This window comes from Acaryochloris thomasi RCC1774 (genome assembly GCF_003231495.1).
Lineage (GTDB): Bacteria > Cyanobacteriota > Cyanobacteriia > Thermosynechococcales > Thermosynechococcaceae > RCC1774.
The window spans coordinates 15699-33231 of record NZ_PQWO01000035.1 but is presented as its reverse complement, the minus strand read 5'-3'; the positions used below and the strand labels follow the sequence as shown (position 1 = coordinate 33231).

17 protein-coding genes, 1 tRNA gene and 1 pseudogene are annotated in these 17533 nt (G+C 49.7%); 8 read left to right on the top strand and 11 right to left on the bottom strand.

Features of this window, described 5'->3' with window-relative positions:
* Positions 1-112: pseudogene (locus tag C1752_RS26065) on the top strand (IS5/IS1182 family transposase); the annotation flags it as partial.
* 195 nt (positions 113-307) lie between these two features.
* Here C1752_RS26065 and C1752_RS26060 read toward each other — a convergent pair.
* Positions 308-1129, bottom strand: a complete 822-nt coding sequence (locus C1752_RS26060; RefSeq protein WP_110988971.1) for an inositol monophosphatase family protein — start codon at positions 1127-1129, stop codon at positions 308-310.
* 1 nt (position 1130) lies between these two features.
* Entirely contained in the window at positions 1131-1496 is a 366-nt protein-coding gene (locus tag C1752_RS26055) for a 2Fe-2S iron-sulfur cluster-binding protein (RefSeq protein WP_110988974.1), read from the bottom strand.
* Between the two features lie 67 nt (positions 1497-1563).
* Here C1752_RS26055 and C1752_RS26050 point away from each other — a divergent pair.
* Positions 1564-1648 (top strand) — tRNA-Ser (locus tag C1752_RS26050).
* A 591-nt stretch (positions 1649-2239) separates the two neighbouring features.
* On the opposite strand, the gene C1752_RS26045 is transcribed toward C1752_RS26050, so the two are convergent.
* The 6 genes from C1752_RS26045 to C1752_RS26020 form a co-directional block, all read right to left on the bottom strand.
* Entirely contained in the window at positions 2240-2449 is a 210-nt protein-coding gene (locus C1752_RS26045) for a hypothetical protein (RefSeq protein ID WP_110988970.1), read from the bottom strand.
* Between the two features lie 240 nt (positions 2450-2689).
* Positions 2690-5596 carry a translation initiation factor IF-2 gene (gene infB, locus C1752_RS26040; protein ID WP_110988969.1) on the bottom strand — a complete coding sequence of 969 codons (2907 nt, stop codon included), beginning with the start codon at positions 5594-5596 and terminating at the stop codon, positions 2690-2692.
* A 180-nt stretch (positions 5597-5776) separates the two neighbouring features.
* Positions 5777-7072, bottom strand: a complete 1296-nt coding sequence (gene nusA, locus C1752_RS26035; RefSeq protein WP_110988968.1) for a transcription termination factor NusA — start codon at positions 7070-7072, stop codon at positions 5777-5779.
* A 73-nt stretch (positions 7073-7145) separates the two neighbouring features.
* Positions 7146-7607, bottom strand: coding sequence for a ribosome maturation factor RimP (gene rimP, locus C1752_RS26030; protein ID WP_110988967.1), 462 nt, complete (start codon positions 7605-7607; stop codon positions 7146-7148).
* A gap of 178 nt (positions 7608-7785) precedes the next feature.
* On the bottom strand, positions 7786-9240 hold the full coding sequence (locus C1752_RS26025; protein ID WP_146242447.1) for a hypothetical protein: 1455 nt from the start codon (positions 9238-9240) through the stop codon (positions 7786-7788).
* A gap of 63 nt (positions 9241-9303) precedes the next feature.
* A complete protein-coding gene (locus tag C1752_RS26020) occupies positions 9304-9621 on the bottom strand; it encodes a thioredoxin family protein (RefSeq protein WP_110988965.1) in 318 nt (105 codons plus the stop codon).
* 107 nt (positions 9622-9728) lie between these two features.
* Here C1752_RS26020 and smpB point away from each other — a divergent pair, with 107 nt between their 5' ends.
* Positions 9729-10193: an SsrA-binding protein SmpB gene (smpB, locus tag C1752_RS26015; protein WP_110988964.1), complete on the top strand. Its 465-nt coding sequence runs from the start codon at positions 9729-9731 to the stop codon at positions 10191-10193.
* 2 nt (positions 10194-10195) lie between these two features.
* On the opposite strand, the gene C1752_RS26010 is transcribed toward smpB, so the two are convergent.
* Positions 10196-11239 carry an N-acetylmuramoyl-L-alanine amidase gene (locus C1752_RS26010; RefSeq protein WP_233501895.1) on the bottom strand — a complete coding sequence of 348 codons (1044 nt, stop codon included), beginning with the start codon at positions 11237-11239 and terminating at the stop codon, positions 10196-10198.
* A gap of 379 nt (positions 11240-11618) precedes the next feature.
* Here C1752_RS26010 and C1752_RS28165 point away from each other — a divergent pair, with 379 nt between their 5' ends.
* From C1752_RS28165 to C1752_RS25990, 5 genes are all read left to right on the top strand, one after another.
* Positions 11619-11828 (top strand): hypothetical protein, encoded by a 210-nt coding sequence (locus C1752_RS28165; protein WP_146242446.1) that lies wholly within the window; start codon positions 11619-11621, stop codon positions 11826-11828.
* Between the two features lie 19 nt (positions 11829-11847).
* Positions 11848-13236, top strand: a complete 1389-nt coding sequence (gene fumC, locus C1752_RS26005; RefSeq protein WP_110988962.1) for a class II fumarate hydratase — start codon at positions 11848-11850, stop codon at positions 13234-13236.
* A 32-nt stretch (positions 13237-13268) separates the two neighbouring features.
* Positions 13269-13883: a hypothetical protein gene (locus tag C1752_RS26000; RefSeq protein WP_158535226.1), complete on the top strand. Its 615-nt coding sequence runs from the start codon at positions 13269-13271 to the stop codon at positions 13881-13883.
* A 622-nt stretch (positions 13884-14505) separates the two neighbouring features.
* A complete protein-coding gene (locus C1752_RS25995) occupies positions 14506-14877 on the top strand; it encodes a hypothetical protein (protein ID WP_233501894.1) in 372 nt (123 codons plus the stop codon).
* Entirely contained in the window at positions 14862-15404 is a 543-nt protein-coding gene (locus C1752_RS25990) for a hypothetical protein (protein ID WP_110988960.1), read from the top strand. Before C1752_RS25995 ends, C1752_RS25990 begins: the two co-directional genes overlap by 16 nt.
* 10 nt (positions 15405-15414) lie before the next feature.
* On the opposite strand, the gene C1752_RS25985 is transcribed toward C1752_RS25990, so the two are convergent.
* Both C1752_RS25985 and C1752_RS25980 read right to left on the bottom strand, forming a co-directional pair.
* The gene (locus C1752_RS25985) at positions 15415-17097 is read right to left on the bottom strand and encodes a sodium:solute symporter family protein (protein ID WP_110988959.1); all 1683 of its coding nucleotides are present in this window, start codon (positions 17095-17097) and stop codon (positions 15415-15417) included.
* Positions 17087-17359: a DUF4212 domain-containing protein gene (locus tag C1752_RS25980; protein WP_110988958.1), complete on the bottom strand. Its 273-nt coding sequence runs from the start codon at positions 17357-17359 to the stop codon at positions 17087-17089. The genes C1752_RS25985 and C1752_RS25980 overlap by 11 nt, the downstream gene beginning before the upstream one ends.
* Between the last annotated feature and the right edge of the window lie 174 nt (positions 17360-17533).

Genomic DNA, 17533 nt, shown 5'->3' with positions numbered 1-17533 from the left:
CTTTTTTGCCAAGATCAAGCAGTATCGGGCAATTGCCACACGCTACGATAAACGAGCCGTCAATTTTCTAGGAGCTATTTACCTAGCAGCCTCTGTTATATGGCTTAATTGATGACACGCCCTAGGGCAACACCTAAAACAGCATAGTGATCTGGACAGTCATATGCAGCTATTCCACGAGTAATCTCAAAAGACATGTGACGTATACCAGAATATTATGGATAAAACTTAAGGTAGGCGTTAAACCCCAGAGAAACGCGGCAGATGGCAACCTGACATTCACAAAATATTAAAACGATTAACCCTATTATTCAAGATTAAAGACCATTGGCTCAACCTGCAGCAGCTCTTGACTTAACGATTGGTGGATTAGACCATTGGTTGCCAGCAAACGCCCTGTATTGAGGCGCTGTGGGCCTTGGTTATAGGCCGTGACAATGCCCCCCGCCTCCTCGACCAAAATAATACCAGCCGCAATATCCCAGGGAGAAAGTCCCCGCTCCCAATAACCATCAAGACGACCACAGGCGACATAGGCTAAATCAAGACAAGCCGCACCCCCACGGCGCACCCCCTGCGTCAGATGAGTCATACGACAAAACTCAGCATAATTATTATCTTTCGTTTCACGACGATCGTAGGCAAACCCGGTGACCAGCAAGCTTTGAGCCAATTTATCAGTTTTAGAGACATGGATCGGTTGGCGATTACGAGTTGCTCCCAAACCCTTTGCCGCCCGAAACAACTCTCGATGAAACGGATCATAAATAGCACCCACCTGTGGCCCCCCCTGAATCAACAGAGCCACAGATGTCGCAGAGAAGGGATACTGATGGGCATAGTTAGTGGTCCCATCTAAAGGATCAACAGCCCAGAGATAGGGACTATCTGGGTTGCCCAGTGCCCCCGACTCCTCTGCCAAAATTTGATGATCAGGGCAATAGCGCTTAATAACAGCCAACACAGCCGCCTCCGCCGCCTGATCCGCCTCCGTTATCAGATCCCCTGGCCGACCTTTTTCACGAATATTCTCTAGTTTGCCCCAATAGGAATGTAAAACCGCACCGCCTGCTTGAGCAGCTTCAGTAGCAACATCTAAAAGCACTGCCAGATTTGGCTCAACGTCCATATCATTCTTCATCTAACGGCAAACCTCGACGGACTGGACCTTTACCAAAGTAGCGTCCAAACTGCAGTTCATAGACTTCATCCTCATCCTGCGTCTCCACCACCAGTTCAGCTTGGGGATAGCTAACGCAAAGCAGCGCATATCCCTGCTTCTGCAGCTCTTCTGATAGCCCCATTGCTTGAGGTTGATGTAGATCGCCAGAGATTACCCTCACGGCACAGGTCGTGCAGGCACCATTACGACAGGCAAAAGGCAGGCGCAAGCCCTGGGCCTCTGCACTTTCAAGGATGTAGCGATCGCTATCGGCCTGGATTTGATAGTCCTGTTGATTCTGGCGATCTCGAACATGAACAGTAAAAATGGTCATCTGGGTTTCGTCATCTCGCACATTCTGTTAGCATAGCTATCCTAGGCTGAGTAATCAGTATACCTCTGGAGAGGTGGCCGAGTGGTTGAAGGCGCAGCACTGGAAATGCTGTTTAGGGCAACTTAACGAGGGTTCGAATCCCTCCCTCTCCGTTCCAATTTAAATTAGAGAAGTCGCTGCTGGTGAGTGACAGCATGGGGCTCGGGCATGTCAGCATCAATGGCTGCATCACAACCAACGAATGAACATCCCCGCCGCAAGCGGACGGGGTATCACTTCACTCAGCTCACACACTTCGTGGCTCAACTCCATTCAACAGCGTCCTTCGGACGCTGCAATTTGTCACGCAGCAAGCGGTGGAGAATCTGACCCTTCAGAGCTTGAATCACGTAGCTTGCCGACAGATGTATCTGCAACAGCTCGAGCCAATTAACAAAATTAGAACGCCACAGCGAAACAAAGAGCTATTTATTTTTCAGAGATCCGCAGCACGATAGACTGGCGTCAAAGCATAGGCGTTCAGGCCAGCGTCTTCAGTCACCTCAAGCACAAGGACTGATGCAGAACGTGAGCAGACGCATAGCGAAACAACCCACATTCACAGGCCTGTTAAACTAGCAAGTCTTCGCAATGCGCTCACAGGGACAGCAGGAACAATACCCCAGGCAATCACTAATGAAAAGCACTCGGCATCCTAACCAAGGTGATGCTGAATTAGCCGTATCTCTAGCTCACTAAGATACTTAGTAGGCTAACGTTTCTAGGGTCTGACGTAGGTATGAGTGAACTAAAGTATCTAGAGCATTGTCTTTAGCATTACTATCTAAACCGTGTTCAAGCACCCAGTGCTTAAAGCCCGAGCTCTTAGAGATAACGCGCCGTAGATGCGGCCAAACAGCCTCTGATGTCTTGACCTGTTTTTGATTAGATGAATGAGATTGGATATGAGCCATAATCAAAAGTCACCCATGCTTGAGCAATAATTTAATGCTTTCTTTACGATAGCGCAAAGTTTTAGGAGAGGTAGAAATCACTGTCACCGCTCCAGCCACCTTCAGGCATGTAATTGAACGGCAAGTGTGACCCCTCATTTAGCCCCTGTTTTCAGGGTAATGGAAATAGGGGCCACAAACCGTTATCAAGGCTACGGAATTCTTTCTAGTCAGGCATCAAGAAAGAACAATTCATCGAAGTCACGAGCTTGAACTTGCAGGAGACAAGGTCCGGCGCTTCGTAACCAGTTGAAAAGACTCAATGGCGTCTCCTTCCTTCCAGTCCTTAAAGCCATCTAAGCCGACACCACATTCATAGCCTGCATTGACCTCTCGGGCATCCTCCTTCATACGCTTCAGCGAGTCTAGAATGCCCTCACGGACAACTTCACCATTACGATGCACCCTGATGCGACAGTTGCGAACTAACTTGCCCGACTGGACATAGCAACCTGCAACAGCACCACGTCCAGCAGGGAAGACAGCACGCACTTCGACTTGGCCCAAGGGTTCCTCTACAAGTTCTGGCTCTAGCAAGCCCTCCATCGCCCCCTCAATATCTTCAAGCAAGTTGTAGATAATTGAGTACTCGCGAATGTCAACACCTGCTTTATCCGCAGCTTGACGCGCACCTGTTGCGAGGCTGGTATTGAAGCCAATAATCACAGCACTACTAGCGGCAGCGAGGTCGACATCCGTTTCACTAATCTCACCCGGTGCAGAGAGCAGAACCCTCACCTGAACTTCATCCTGAGGAAGCTGCCCCAGAGAGCCCAAAATCGCTTCTACAGATCCCTGAACATCGGCCTTCAAAATCAGATTAAGCTCTTTAAGCTCTCCTTCTCGGGCTTGATCAGAAAAGGCATTGAGCGAAACTCGGCGAGAGGCCATCGCCTGCTGCAGTCGAGTTTGTCGTTGCTGATCTGAGCGATCATTAGCGACAGATCGAGCTGACTTATCGTCTCCAAAGACCTCAAACTCATCACCAGCAGCAGGAACATCGCTGAGACCCAAGACTTCGACAGCAAAGGAAGGTCCAGCTTGCTGAACCCGCTCGCCACGATCATCAATCATCGCTCTCACTTTACCCAAAACAGAACCGGCAACGAGCGTATCACCCACCTTCAAGGTTCCATTCTGAATCAGGAAGCTAGCCACAGGACCGCGAGCTTTGTCCAAGTGAGCCTCAATGACGGTTCCCTTCGCAGGACGATTAGGATTGGCGTGGAGATCTTCGACCTCAGCTACCAAGAGAACCATCTCTAGCAGCGCGTCTAGATTTTCGCCCTTCAAAGCACTCACTGGGACCATGATGGTCTCACCACCCCAATCCTCAGCAACAAGCTCATACTCAGTCAGCTCTTGACGGACACGATCGAGTTGCGCGCCTTCTTTATCAATTTTGTTGATAGCAACAATGATCGGCACTTTGGCTGCCCGCGCATGACTAATGGCCTCAACGGTTTGGGGTCTAACGCCATCATCTGCAGCAACCACAAGAATAGCGATGTCCGTAACCCGTGTTCCGCGAGCTCGCATCGCAGTAAAGGCTTCATGCCCCGGAGTATCTAGGAATACGACTTGCTGAACTTCATCATTGTGGGTGAGGTCAACATGGTACGCACCAATATGCTGGGTAATGCCGCCCGCTTCACCCTGAGCAACTTTGGTTTCCCGAATAGAGTCAAGAAGTGTAGTCTTACCATGATCAACATGACCCATAATCGTAACAACAGGAGGACGGCGTTGAAGATTCTCTAGATCTTCTACATCAATCATCTCTGTTACTTTGCGAGCCATTGACTCTTCTTCGACGGTCTCTACTTCGTAGCCCAGCTCTTGGGCGACCATTTCAGCGGTTTCGATATCCAGAGTTTGGTTAATATTTGCTGCAATACCCTTAATAAACAAAGTTTTAATGACTTCCGTTTCAGGCAACTTCAGCTCTAAGGCCAATTCCTGTACGGTCAGATCAGTAGCTAAGGTCAACAGCGTTGGCCGTTCTTCGATGGCCTGTTGCTGTTGCTGTTGCTGACGATCTCGGTTTCGGCTACCCCTACGACGGCCCTTTCTATTGCTGCTGCGAGTTGCCGTCACCATAGGACGAGACTGTTTCGTTGCAGCTGTTTTTGGCTTAGGAGGGCGAACCAAGGAACGACTGACGTCCACAGTGGCTTGAGTACCATCATCTGTCGTTAGCAGATCTTCATCATCATCATCAACGGTCTTTTTCGATCTGCGCTTTTGCTTCGCGGCCTTGGATGATTTACCCAGCTTGTCTTCGAGCGAATCATCATCATCAACCTTCGACTTAGGTCGCTTGTGACGATTCACTAATCGTGGAATGGGCTTTGGTTCGAGGACTGCAACAGTGCTGTCAAGCTCCATCCCATCTGCGCCTGAACTTGAAGCCTCAGATTCGGTATCTGCTGTTTTCGCAGAAACCGGTGCAGGCTTTTGCGGACGCCGAGGTTGACTCATCAGAGTCGGGACCGGTGGCTTCGGCTGAGTTGGGCGCTCTGGCGATGCGGAATCCTCCGACTTAGAGGGCGCTCCGGGACCTTTCACAGCGGGCTTGCGTAATAGCTGAGGCGCAGGCTTTGAATAGATAGGCGGCGGCGTAGCCCTGGTTTCAGTTGGCTCTGGAGAAGACGCCGAGACCCGACTCCCTGGAGATTTAGGCTTTACCGGAGGCGACACTTGAGGTCGGACCGGCTTAGGCGCAGGGGGCTTAGCCACAGAATCATCCGTAGAAGCAGAACTAGTGGAGGCAGATCCAACAAATTCATCAGACTTTGACGAACGCTTACGAATCTCAAGAATCTGCTGCTTACGCGGTCGATCCTTCTTCATCGGCTTGGGAGGTGAAGAAGATTTGCGAGGACTGGGGCTTGACTGAGGTGGTGGAGCAGGGCGCTTAGGCTTTACAGGAGTGGAGGTAGAAATAGAAACCGCCTTTTTGCGGATTTTTTCAGCCTCAGACTCCGTAATCGTACTGCTATGATTCTTGACCGCAATGTCTAACTGGTCACATACGGCCAGAATATCTTTATTATCCAAATTTAATTCCCGCGACAGCTCGTAAATCCTAACTTTTTGATTGCTCATCCACTTGCCCCTCTTGCCTTGTAATTGATTCTACATAGTGCCACCTGTTACTTTTCGTGGGATAACGGATCGTTATGGGTGGTTCAACAGAAATACCTATGAATCCTGATTTAGGTTAGCCCTAAACCATTATCAACCATTTGCGTCTCTGCTGACGTCTAGCTATAACATAGCCCAACGTCATCCTTCATCTCCAACGGGTTCTACAACGTCCTCAACCACTTCCTCAGCTTCAGCACTCATGCTGGAGGCCTCCCCTTCACTGCCTAGCTCTGTCTGAGGCTCTGTTTCCAGTTCTTCTTCTGCAGACGTGTCGTCAGCTGCACCAAATTCAGCATCAAGCTCATATTTCGCACTATCCTTAATATCAATCTTCCAACCCGTCAAGCGAGCCGCGAGCCTAACGTTCTGTCCCTCTTTACCAATCGCCAAACTCAGCTGATCTTCAGCCACGAGGACATGGGCCTGACGATCTTCGGTATTGGCTAAAACAACGGCATCGACACGAGCCGGACTGAGAGCATTGGAAATGTAGGTGGCAGGGTCTGGTGACCAACGAATGACGTCGATTTTCTCGCCTCGCAACTCATTGACAACGGCCTGAATCCGCGAGCCACGAGCACCGATGCAGGCACCCACCGGATCGACATCTCTTTCCAATGTGTCCACTGCAATTTTTGTCCTAGGCCCTACCTGACGAGAAGGAGGGTTGGCTTCACGCGCCACCGCAACAATGCGGACGACTTCGTCTTCAATTTCGGGTACTTCGTTGGCAAATAGATAGACGACTAGGCCTGCATCAGCCCTAGAAACAACAAGTTGCGGGCCTCTATGGGGGCCATCTGCAACTCGCTTTAGGAATACTTTAAAGGTCGCGTTGGCTCGATAGTTATCGTTGGGTAACTGCTCCCGCTTAGATAGCTCAGCTTCCACTTCTGGCTGTCCAAAACCAGAGGTAATTGCCATGATCACCGAACGTCTTTCAAAGCGAAGCACCCGTGCCTGCAGAACCGTTTTCTCTAAGTCCTGGAATTCTTCTTGGATGAGCTTTCGCTGCTGGTCACGTAACTTCTGAGATAGAACTTGCTTAGTTTGAATCGCAGCCATCCGACCAAAATCGCCTTGGTCAGGCGTGACATCTAAAACAACGGTGTCGCCTGCTTGCGCTTCTGGTGCCACTTCTAATACTTCTGCTAAGGCAATCTGATGGTCAGGATTTTCAACCTCAGCAATAATAGTTTTGGTCGCTAATACTAAAAAACCTTCTTCTTCAATATCGAGTTCAACATCAAAGTTTTCGAAATATCCTTCTTCGAACTGCATGAATGTATCCAGCAGGAGTGTGCGCCGGTAGCGTTCGTAGCCTTTGAGCAATGCTTCCTGTAGAGCGGCCTCTACGGCGTGTTTCGGGAGATTACGCTCACGACTGATGGTGTTGATCATTTCTGCTAGACCAGGCAGTTGAACCATTGACATAGGCTATCTCCGTGCAAGTAAAGGATCGTTGGGCGGCTGGCTGAATTTTTGAAGTCTGAAGAATCGGCCAAAGTTAAGGTGGGTCTTGAAGCTGCACCTGTGAAACGAGTGCGCGAGGGATAGACACTGAGCGCCCTTTCTGATTGAGATGAATCCAATCTTGATCCCGGCTGGTCAGCGTTCCAGTCCAGACCTGATGTCCTTTGAAGGGTTCGTTGGTTTGTACCGCAACGGGAAAGCTGCGGAAGGCAGTAAAGTCTCGATCTTGGGTCAAAAACTCTGATACACCCGGACTAGAAATCTCTAAGACGTAGGCCTCTGGCATCACATCAGCTTCATCTAGAGCCGTTTCCAAGGATCGGCTCATGCGCTCACAGTCTTCAAGGTTGGTGTCTTCTTTACAACTGCGAACATCGACCCTCAAGGTCGGGGGCTGCTGATGCGTGTGATACACAGCATCGACTATCTCTAGCTCTAGAGCTTTTGCTACTGGCTTTGCGAGGGCCAATACTTGAGGAATAACGGGATGGGACATTAAATCTGATAATTGGCAGTCAATAAAAAAAGCGGGCTGTAACCCACTCCTCACACTTTATTTTGGCGAGACTTGAGATAGAAGCGCACGAGGGTGCAATCCTAACGCTTTTCAGTTTAGCGCAGGCTGCTACAAATCTGTATTTTCCTTGAGACAAGAGCTGTTGTGAGATGAAGTTTTATCGAGAAGGGGAAATCACTTCAACGGTGGGCAGTTTTTTCTTCTCTGAATCCGTTTGTCGCAGCTCTTGAGCCTGAACGATTGTGCGATCGATATCTTCCGTCTCTAAGCGTTTGATAATGGTCAGTTTTGTTTCTTCTAGCAGATCAGACAGTAGCGACTGTAGTTTATTTAAGGTCTGGCGGTCCTGTAGTTCTGCTCGCAAGGAGCGCGTAAATTGCTCTGCAAGATTGTTGAACAGTAGCCGACCTTCCTGATCGGAGAGGGCTTGATCTAAACCGCCGTAGGCTGCTTGAGTGACTTGGTGAATCACCTGATTGGCAATCTCGGTTGGCAACTGCCCTACGCCCGGTAGCCTCTGTACCTCGCGATAGAAGGGCAGCCCTGCAAGGGCTTCGGTGGTTGCGTGGCGAAGGAGAATTTCTAGGTCAGATTGAATGGTAGGCAAGACGCGACGCACGGTCAGCGTTAGAACTTGATTGATTAACTCATCAATCTCATTGACGTCGTTGATTTCAACGGTGGGTGCGGCTGCGACCGATAGCCACTCTCGAATGGCTCCTTGCTCAATGGAGGTTTGAGCGACGGTAATCCCTTGGATGATGGCTAGCTCAGTCACCTCTCCGGCAATGTTCTCTGCGAGGAAACGATTCATCAGTATTTGCGCTCTACTGAGATCGATGAAGCGCGCCTGATGGAGGCGCAGCGCCACGGGAATGACCCTCAACAACCGCCAGAACGGCAGCAGCAGCAGCAGGTCATACCATCGCCACAGGATGGCATCTCGCCAGGTCATATCATTACGGCGGCTGAGGTAAAGGGTCCGCAGCAGCAACTCAATACCAAAAATGCCGATAAAAATGAGGTCAATACGCCAGAAATAATCGACGGGTAGGTTATTCTCAGCGATGGGGCGATAGTAGTTGGAGGCAATCAGGGGGCTAATTTTTTTGTCAAAAAATGCTAGCTCTGATGCCCAGTTTTGAGGGGTGAGACGTTCGGCGGACCAGAACTCTTGAAATGCCTGTTTTGAGGAATCTTCTGGGTTAGGTTGGTAGTCCCGCATCCGATTCTTGATTTTTTCGAGGGTGCCCGATTTGTTGGCAGCTTCAAAGGGATTCTCTACGATCATTTCGAGGCTGCGATCGCGTAAATCGGCCAAGATCGCATTGCGTTCAGCACTGGGCTGCGGTCCTGCCTGTTTCAGTGTCTCTACAACGTTGAGATATTGCTGTGTGTCTCGATAGGGTTCAATGGCTTTGATGGGATCATACTGCTGAGCAATCCAGGGAAAGCGGGATAGGTAGATATCCCGCATGGAAATATAGGTGTAATCAAAAAAAACGACGCCTAGATCAACGGCTGCCACCAGCGCCATAATCTTTACAAAGACTCTACTCAGACGGTGACTGGAGCGAGATCGTGAAGAGTAGAGCTTTGTTGTTGATGGCATGGTTTAGCGTAGAGGTCGTGGGTGTCAGGTAAGGGAGAAGGCGTTTCAGTAATCGACCATCTGTTACCCATTACCTCCAGCAATAACGGCCTGCAGCCGACTTCTAAACTCGCCCTTCGGATGTCCGCCTTTCACTTCGCCCAAGATCTGAAAATCGGCATTGGGGTTGTCGCAAATAATATAAGTGGGCCAGCCCATCTCTGATTTATCGGGGTACTGGGACAGCAAAACTTTGCGGTATTTGCGGTAAGTTTCGGTATCCTGCATTTTGACATCTACAAATTCCAGTCCCAATTCTTCGGTGACTTTCTGATCGTAAAAGGACATCTTGTGACAGATTCCACAGTCTTCAGAGGAAAACTTGATTACTGCTGCAGCCATAAGAACTTGATCTAAATGTAATTGCGTTCTTCACCATGCTACCAGCGTTTACCCTAAGGCTTTTGAGATGGAAGTCAGTATCGTTCAGGCCACGCTAAGATAAGAGTATGAGTGAGTCTTATAAGTTAATTAGCGATAATCGTCAGGCCCGTTTTCTCTATGAAATTATGGAAACGTTTGAGGCTGGAATTGAGCTAACAGGGACTGAGGTCAAATCTATCCGAGCGGGTCGGGTGAATCTCAGGGATGGCTTTGCCAGTATTTGGAAGGGCGAAGCTTGGTTGATGAATGTACATATTTCTCCACTGAGTAATGTGGGGCAGGCGTTTAATCATGAACCCCGACGTAAGCGTCGACTACTGATGCACAAGCAAGAGATTAGTAAGCTGATCGGTAAAACGGAGCAGAAGGGGTTAACGCTCGTACCCACGAAGCTATACGCCAAGCGAGGCTGGATGAAGGTGGAAATTGCTCTCGCGCGCGGTAAGAAACTCCACGATAAGCGAGAGGCGGTGAAGGAGCGTCAGGATAAGCGTGAGATGCAGCGGGCGATGAAGAGAGCTGACTATTAGCGCTATCGGCCTTGGATGTAGTTGATCACGCCGTTTGCGATCGCAACTGCCAGCTGATCCTGATGGGCCTTTGTCGCTAGACGAGGTGCATCGGTACTCCCCGTCACGTACCCCAGCTCCACCAACACTGCAGGCATCGACGTCTTGCGGAGGACATAGAATCGAGCCTGGCGAATTCGCCGGTCTTTAACATTGACCGATTGCAGAATACTGCGGTGGATATTACTCGCCAGCCTGCTTCCCGTTTGGTAATAGAACGTTTCCAGACCATTGATCTCTGGGCGGCTCAAGCTAATCGCATTGGCGTGAATGCTCACAAATATATCTGCATTTAGACCTTCTGCCTTACGGACGCGAGGCGCTAAATCAACCGTCTGATCTGAGCTACGCGTGAGCTGGGCATTGACACCCCGTCGCCGCAGTTCTTCCACAACCCTCAACGAAACCGGCAGAACCACCCGCTTTTCCTGCAGCCCTCCTCGACCCACAGCACCGGGATCACGCCCCCCATGCCCCGGATCAATGAGGACCACCTTTGCCCCCGGCTTTACCGCAATCGGAGCTGAAGAACCGCCCGCAGAGACCGTTGGCTGCGGGAGCTTTGGCTGCGGCACTGTAACGGATCTTGTAATTAAAGCTTTGCGATTGAGATCACGAATGGCCAAAAATTTAGGCAGCTGGACATACCAGCGATTGGGAGCGAGGCCCCGCACCTTAACCTGATCAGCTCGAAGAGAGTAATCCTTATCCAATTCCACGACAACACGCGTGGTCCATTTGCTGAACTGGGCAACGCGTACTTCTTTAACGTATTCGCTAATCCGCTTCTGTCTTTTTTTCTTTCTAATAGATGTATTGGGTAAATCAATAATCAGACGAGTGGGGTTATGAATGACAACAGCCTTCGGTTTTGTGCCCGTATCCGTAATCAAATCCACCCGGCTTTGCTGGCTATTAAAACGCCAGTAGGTCAGTTTGCCCGCCCACGCGGCATCAGCACCGCTGACAACCCCAAGAGCCACTAACGCTATCCACGCAATTTTCACAGGCATCCGACCTTTATAAGCTTCATGGCTAAGCCACTGACAACCAGACTGATGCGCCCTACCGATAGGTTCCTCCAAGTCACCAAAAAATGCTTTAGCACTCTAGATTCTGAGCCATCGCCGACATGATGGACGATTCTGCCCGATCATGCAAGCCTCAATTCTGCTTTTTAGCGATATCTATCACTGCCATAAGCACAGCACACAAACTCTCATAAAATAAAAATGTCCGCTAGCAGCCTGGTATGGGCATACTCTAGACAGCAGTGAATCTCCCCCAGACTTAGAACCGTCTCTCACAATCACATCACTCCAGCACTCTCGCTCACTGATTGACGAATCATCTATACAATCAGTGCTCACATTCACGCACAAAGCTATGAATAGTTTCTTCCGTTTGCGGAGCCATCATCCGCGCCAGCATCCAGGCTGGACGGGGCACATGACCGTAGCACTGCTCGCCTTGCTTTGCATCGGACTTTCCGCCGCCAGTAGACCATCCCGCTGTGCCTATGCCCAAGCCGGATCAGAGAATTGGCATCCTCTAGTTCTCAATCTCAGCTCTGAGGGTTGTACGATCGACCCGTAAAGGCAGAGGACAATCATAGATGACGGCTCAAGTTGAGACCCGCCTCGAAACGGACAGTATGGGGACCATCGCTGTACCTTGCGACTGCTACTGGGGAGCACAGACCCAGCGATCGCTGCAGCACTTTGATATTGGTTTTGATCGCCTGTCCAGCAGCATGATCCGAGCCTTGGGGATCACCAAACAGGCATCCGCTATTGTCAATCAATCTTTGGGCAAGCTACCGCCCGAAATCGCCCCACTGATTATTGCAGCCGCCGCAGAAGTAGCACAGGGCCAGCACGACCAGCAGTTTCCGCTACGGATTTGGCAAACCGGAAGCGGCACCCAGTCCAACATGAACGCCAATGAGGTGATCGCCAATCGCGCTATCGAAATGGCGGGGGGCGTCCTCGGCAGCAAGACGCCTGTGCATCCCAACGATCACGTCAATCTGTCCCAATCTTCCAACGATGCCTTCCCAACCGCGATGCATATCGCAGCAGCGGAAGATCTGCGCCACCTGATCCCAAAAGTGACGCAGCTGCGAGACGCCCTCTCAGAACGTTCGGCAGCTTTTCAAGACATCGTCAAAATTGGCCGTACTCATCTAATGGATGCAGTCCCTTTAACATTGGGGCAGGAATTCTCGGGCTATGTAGCTCAGCTTGATCAAAACCTGAATCGACTCCAGACGGTTTTACCTGAGCTATATCCCCTGGCTTTAGGCGGTACGGCGGTGGGCACGGGCCTCAATGCTCATCCTGAATTCGCGGTCCAAGTGGCAACTCAGATTGCTGACCTCACGGGCCTGCTATTTGTCACCGCCCCGAATAAATTCGCGGCCCTTGCGGCCCATGATGCGTTGGTGATGGCGAGTGGCACCTTAAAGACGCTAGCTTGCTCTCTGATGAAGATTGCCAACGATCTCCGCTGGCTGGCCTCAGGTCCACGCTGTGGCCTTGGAGAACTAAATCTACCCGCTAATGAGCCAGGATCTTCGATCATGCCGGGGAAGGTTAACCCCACGCAGTGTGAAGCGATGACGATGGTGTGTGTGCAGGTGATCGGTAATGATGCAGCCATTGGCTTGGCTGGGAGCCAGGGCAATTTAGAACTCAACGTTTTTAAGCCGGTCATTATTCATAACCTGTTACATTCTGTACGATTACTGGCGGATGCCTGTGGCGCGTTCACCCAGTATCTAGTGGTGGGGATCAAGGCCAATCAAGGACAGATTCAAGCTTATCTAGATCGTTCTCTGATGTTAGTGACGGCTCTAACGCCTCATATTGGATATGACAAAGCAGCTGAGGTTGCTAAAAAAGCCCATGCAGAAGGGAAGACTTTACAAGAGACCTGTATTGCTCTGGATTTGCTCACTGCCGAAGAGTTTAATCGCTATGTTCGGCCTGAGGAGATGATTTAACTGCCCTAGTTCCCGCGTTAGGTGTCTAAATGATGAACCGCTTACCCAAGTTTCCTGTTTTACTGTGCGGCCTACTGGTCGCGGCGGCGATGCCTGCTGTGGCCCAACCACTCCAGGAGTCGCAGCAGGAGCAGACCGAAGTAACGGTTGCCCACTCTGATAACCGGCAAGTCCATCAGGCCCGGGGGCTCATTTTTGAAACGCCGACAGGTTTTTCTGAGGTGCAAGCGCTCAAAAACGATACGGTAGGCGTGGTCTCTGACGATCGACGAATCACGGTCAGAGTTTTGCCTCTCACGCCAGACACACTTTCCTTCTTGAATATGGAGGATGCGGAATTAATAAACTATGTGAAGTATTTTTTCTTAGGCATCAATTCGCCGTCGACCAACTATCCACAGCGACGCTTTTTTGAGCGGCCGGTAACGGGTGAACTGCAAATCCAGCGAAATCAGAGCGGGTTCATCACTACAGAAATTTATCTGGTGCCCCTCGCAGCTGGGCATAAAGTTGCGATCGCATTTGAAGCCGACGACCAACTCCCCATCAGCGAGGTAGAAGAGACTATCAACACTGTTGCACAGTCCCTCCGAGAGGATCCGGAAGTTTTAGAAAAGCGGATGAAGAAGCTGAAAAAACAGAAGTAAACCATCCAAGTCAATATTGGAGAACCCTCAAAAGCCTTAGGGGGCAATCCATTCATCCTGTGTCAAGCAAAAGAGCTGCCAGGGAACAGATCAACCATCTCACATCGCCAAACAATCAATTGTGGAAACAGATTCCCAAGAATCTAGAGCGGTGCGTTCTGAAAGACACAAACCCCACCACAGCAAAGGGCGAACTAGAAAGCGCCCCTTATCTTTAGCAAATTTCACTCCATTCAACGGAACCTAAACAAAGCATCGTCCTAGGGCCTAAGCCAATGTGACTACAATTTTTATTCCCTAGAGTTCGCGAGCCCTTCAAGAAAGTTTAAATTCCTACCCCCAAACTCCTCAAATTTTCAGTAAAATCACTGATTAATCTATTTTTTATTGTGGAAGAATAAAAATACAGAGAGTTCACGCAAAAGAGCCTATAACAACTTTAGAAATATAGTTTGCATAGATTTTTTTAACGTATAGTTTAGCCCACTAACAGATATTTAATTATCATAACCCTACAGTAGTAGGCAAGTTAGGAATATAAATTTTAGGTGTAGAACTCTCATACCTCTGGAAGAAATTCAATTCTCCACGGAGGTTTACCCACAAAAGTTGAGAGTAGATCATGCTGGTATCTGAGGATCCACAAGAAACTTCTGAGATCATCGCTACAGAGTCAGAGAGGAATCCATATACTGACTCTAAGCTCCACCACATAATGGACTTTGCAGAGGAAACACCTAAAACAATTCTTATTAGGAAAAGCCCTCTCACAAAATACCTAAAGTTATCTAGCAGTTTCTTTGCCATTCTTGGAGGTATATTGCTTGCAGCTAATATACCCGTCAGTGGCTATGGCTTTATATTTTTAGGCTTAAGTTCTGGCCAGCTCGTGATGGCCAGCATAAAGGAACAAGACCAGACCATGATGGTTTACTCAATATCCCTATTTTTCTTCGTTGACTGCATGGGGATTTACCGATGGTTAATCAGCTAATCGTCCCGGTAGATGAGCCAACTATTGATTTCACCCTCAACGAAGCTTACTCAGCATTTTCGGGTGATCCACAACACAGTATTCCTTTACCTGTTTGGCTACTTGAAAATCCTGCAAGTCCGCTATCGTTTCCGGGGCAAATTTATCTGCGTGAGCATGACTACCTTCATATTCTTTTAGATCGAGGAATATCAGCTGAGGATGAAGCTTTTATCGTTGGATTTACGATGGGTAATGATCCAGACACCAATGAGCAACATGTGCATGCCTTCAAATTTGCAGCAAGACTTTTGTATCCCAAGCCATACAGATTTACTCCAGCACACTTAATGCTCTTTGATTGGGGTTTCAGATTTGGTCGGCGAACAATGGTTAAGTGTCTTAACAAGTTAGATTATTCGGAGTATCTTAGCTGTAGAGTCACTCAACTGAGAGAAGAATTCGGCATCGATATCCATGCCATCCAACATCTGCTAGGCATCGCCAATAGCCGACCTTGGTTAACAGCTGTGATAGCTCCCGAATAAGCTAGTTGAGCTATTCTTCCTCAATATCAGTAAGGGCAAGGGGAGCTTCACTAGGGGTTCGTAGGTTCTCAACCAATGCCTGAATCTCTGGTGGCGGCGGCGGCGTCAGCCGGGAAACCACTAGGGTCACAACTAAATTCAGCAGCATCCCAATCGTACCAATGCCTTCGGCTGAGATGCCCCATAACCAAGGTTCCATACCGCCGAACTTAATACCGACTATATAGAAGGTGGTGAACAAAAGACCCACCAGCATGCCTGAAATCGCCCCTTCTCGGTTGGTGCGCTTATCGAAAATGCCCAGCAAGATAACGGGAAAGAAGCTTGCTGCCGCTAAGCCAAAGGCAAAGGCGACAACTTGAGCCACGAACCCCGGTGGATTGATGCCGAAATAACCTGCGATGGCAATAGCAAAGCCCACCATCAGCCGCCCCACGAATACTCGCTTCGCTTCTGAAGCATCGGGATTAATCATCCGGTAATAAACATCGTGGGCAATGGAGCTAGAGATCACAAGCAACAGCCCAGACGCCGTAGAGAGAGCCGCGGCTAAGCCTCCGGCAGCCACTAAAGCGACAACCCAGGGGGCAAGCTTTGCCACTTCTGGTGTCGATAGCACAATGATGTCTCGGTCAATGGTAATTTCGGAGGTTTCCTCGTCTGGGGTGAGCGAAATTGTGCCGTCACTGTTTTTATCTTCCAAGGTCAGTAGGCCTGTGTTTTCCCATTTGGTGACCCAGTCGAGCTGCCGCACTTCCTCAATTTTTTGATCGTGGAGCGTATCGATTAGGTTATAGCGGGCAAAGGAGGCCACGGCGGGCGCGGTGGTATACAGAATTGCAATGAACAGCAATGCCCAGCCAGCAGAATAGCGCGCGGCCCGAACATTAGGAACGGTATAGAACCGGACGATCACGTGGGGCAAGCCCGCGGTTCCCACCATCAGAGCAACCGTAATCATCAAAATATCCAGCATCGACTTGTTAGCAAAGGGCTGGGTATATTCCTGAAAGCCCAAATCTAACTGGACTGCGTTGAGCTTATCGACGATATCGCTAAAGGTGAAGGCGATCTGAGGCACAGGGTTGCCGGTGAGCTGATATGCGATCGCAACGGCTGGGATCAGATAGGCCACAATCAAAATCGAATACTGCGCCACCTGCGTCCAGGTGATCCCCTTCATGCCGCCCAAAATGGCGAAGAAGGCCACAATCACCATGCCAATTACGACACCGGTATTGACATCTACCTGCAAAAAACGGCTGAACACGATCCCCACACCTCGCATCTGACCGGCAACGTAGGTGAGTGAAACAAACAGAGCGGCAACCACCGCCACTAATCTGGCCCAGTTAGAGTAGTAGCGATCCCCAACAAAATCAGGCACCGTATACTTACCAAACTTACGCAGATAGGGGGCCAAGAGCAGCGCCAAAAGCACGTAGCCTCCGGTCCAGCCCATTAAATAGATAGAGCCGTCATAGCCAAGGAAAGAGATCAGGCCCGCCATGGAGATAAACGAAGCTGCCGACATCCAATCAGCGGCAGTGGCTGCCCCGTTGGCAATGGCTGGAACGCCCTGATCGGCGACGAAAAAGCCCTTCGTATCTTTGACCCGCGATCGCCAGCCAATATACAGGTAGATCATGAACGTAATGCCGACAAAGAGAATCGTCCAAACTTCAACGGTCATGATTTTGCCCTTTACTGTTGAACCGACGATCAAGCTTGTCCATTTGAGTGGCGTAGATGAAGATCAAGATGACAAAAACGAAGATTGATCCCTGCTGAGCCATCCAAAAGCCAAGGGGCAAACGCCCTAGATAAATCTGATTGAGGGGCTGAACTAGCAAAATGCTCAAGCCAATGGACACCCCAGCCCATACCAACAACAAATTCCGGATCAAAGCTATATTGGCTCGCCAGTATCTCTGGCGTTCGCTTGAATCGCTCATCTTTTTTGCCCCTGCAAAATTCAACCGCTAGTCTACACCTGGCAGGGGACAGCAGGGGGCGTTTGGGGCGTACTGCAATCTCTATTAACTCAACTGCAGGCAACATCATATCGAGAAGTTTGACGTAGAAATACTCAGACCTGTATTGTCAAATCAACTAATCTAAATTTTGTA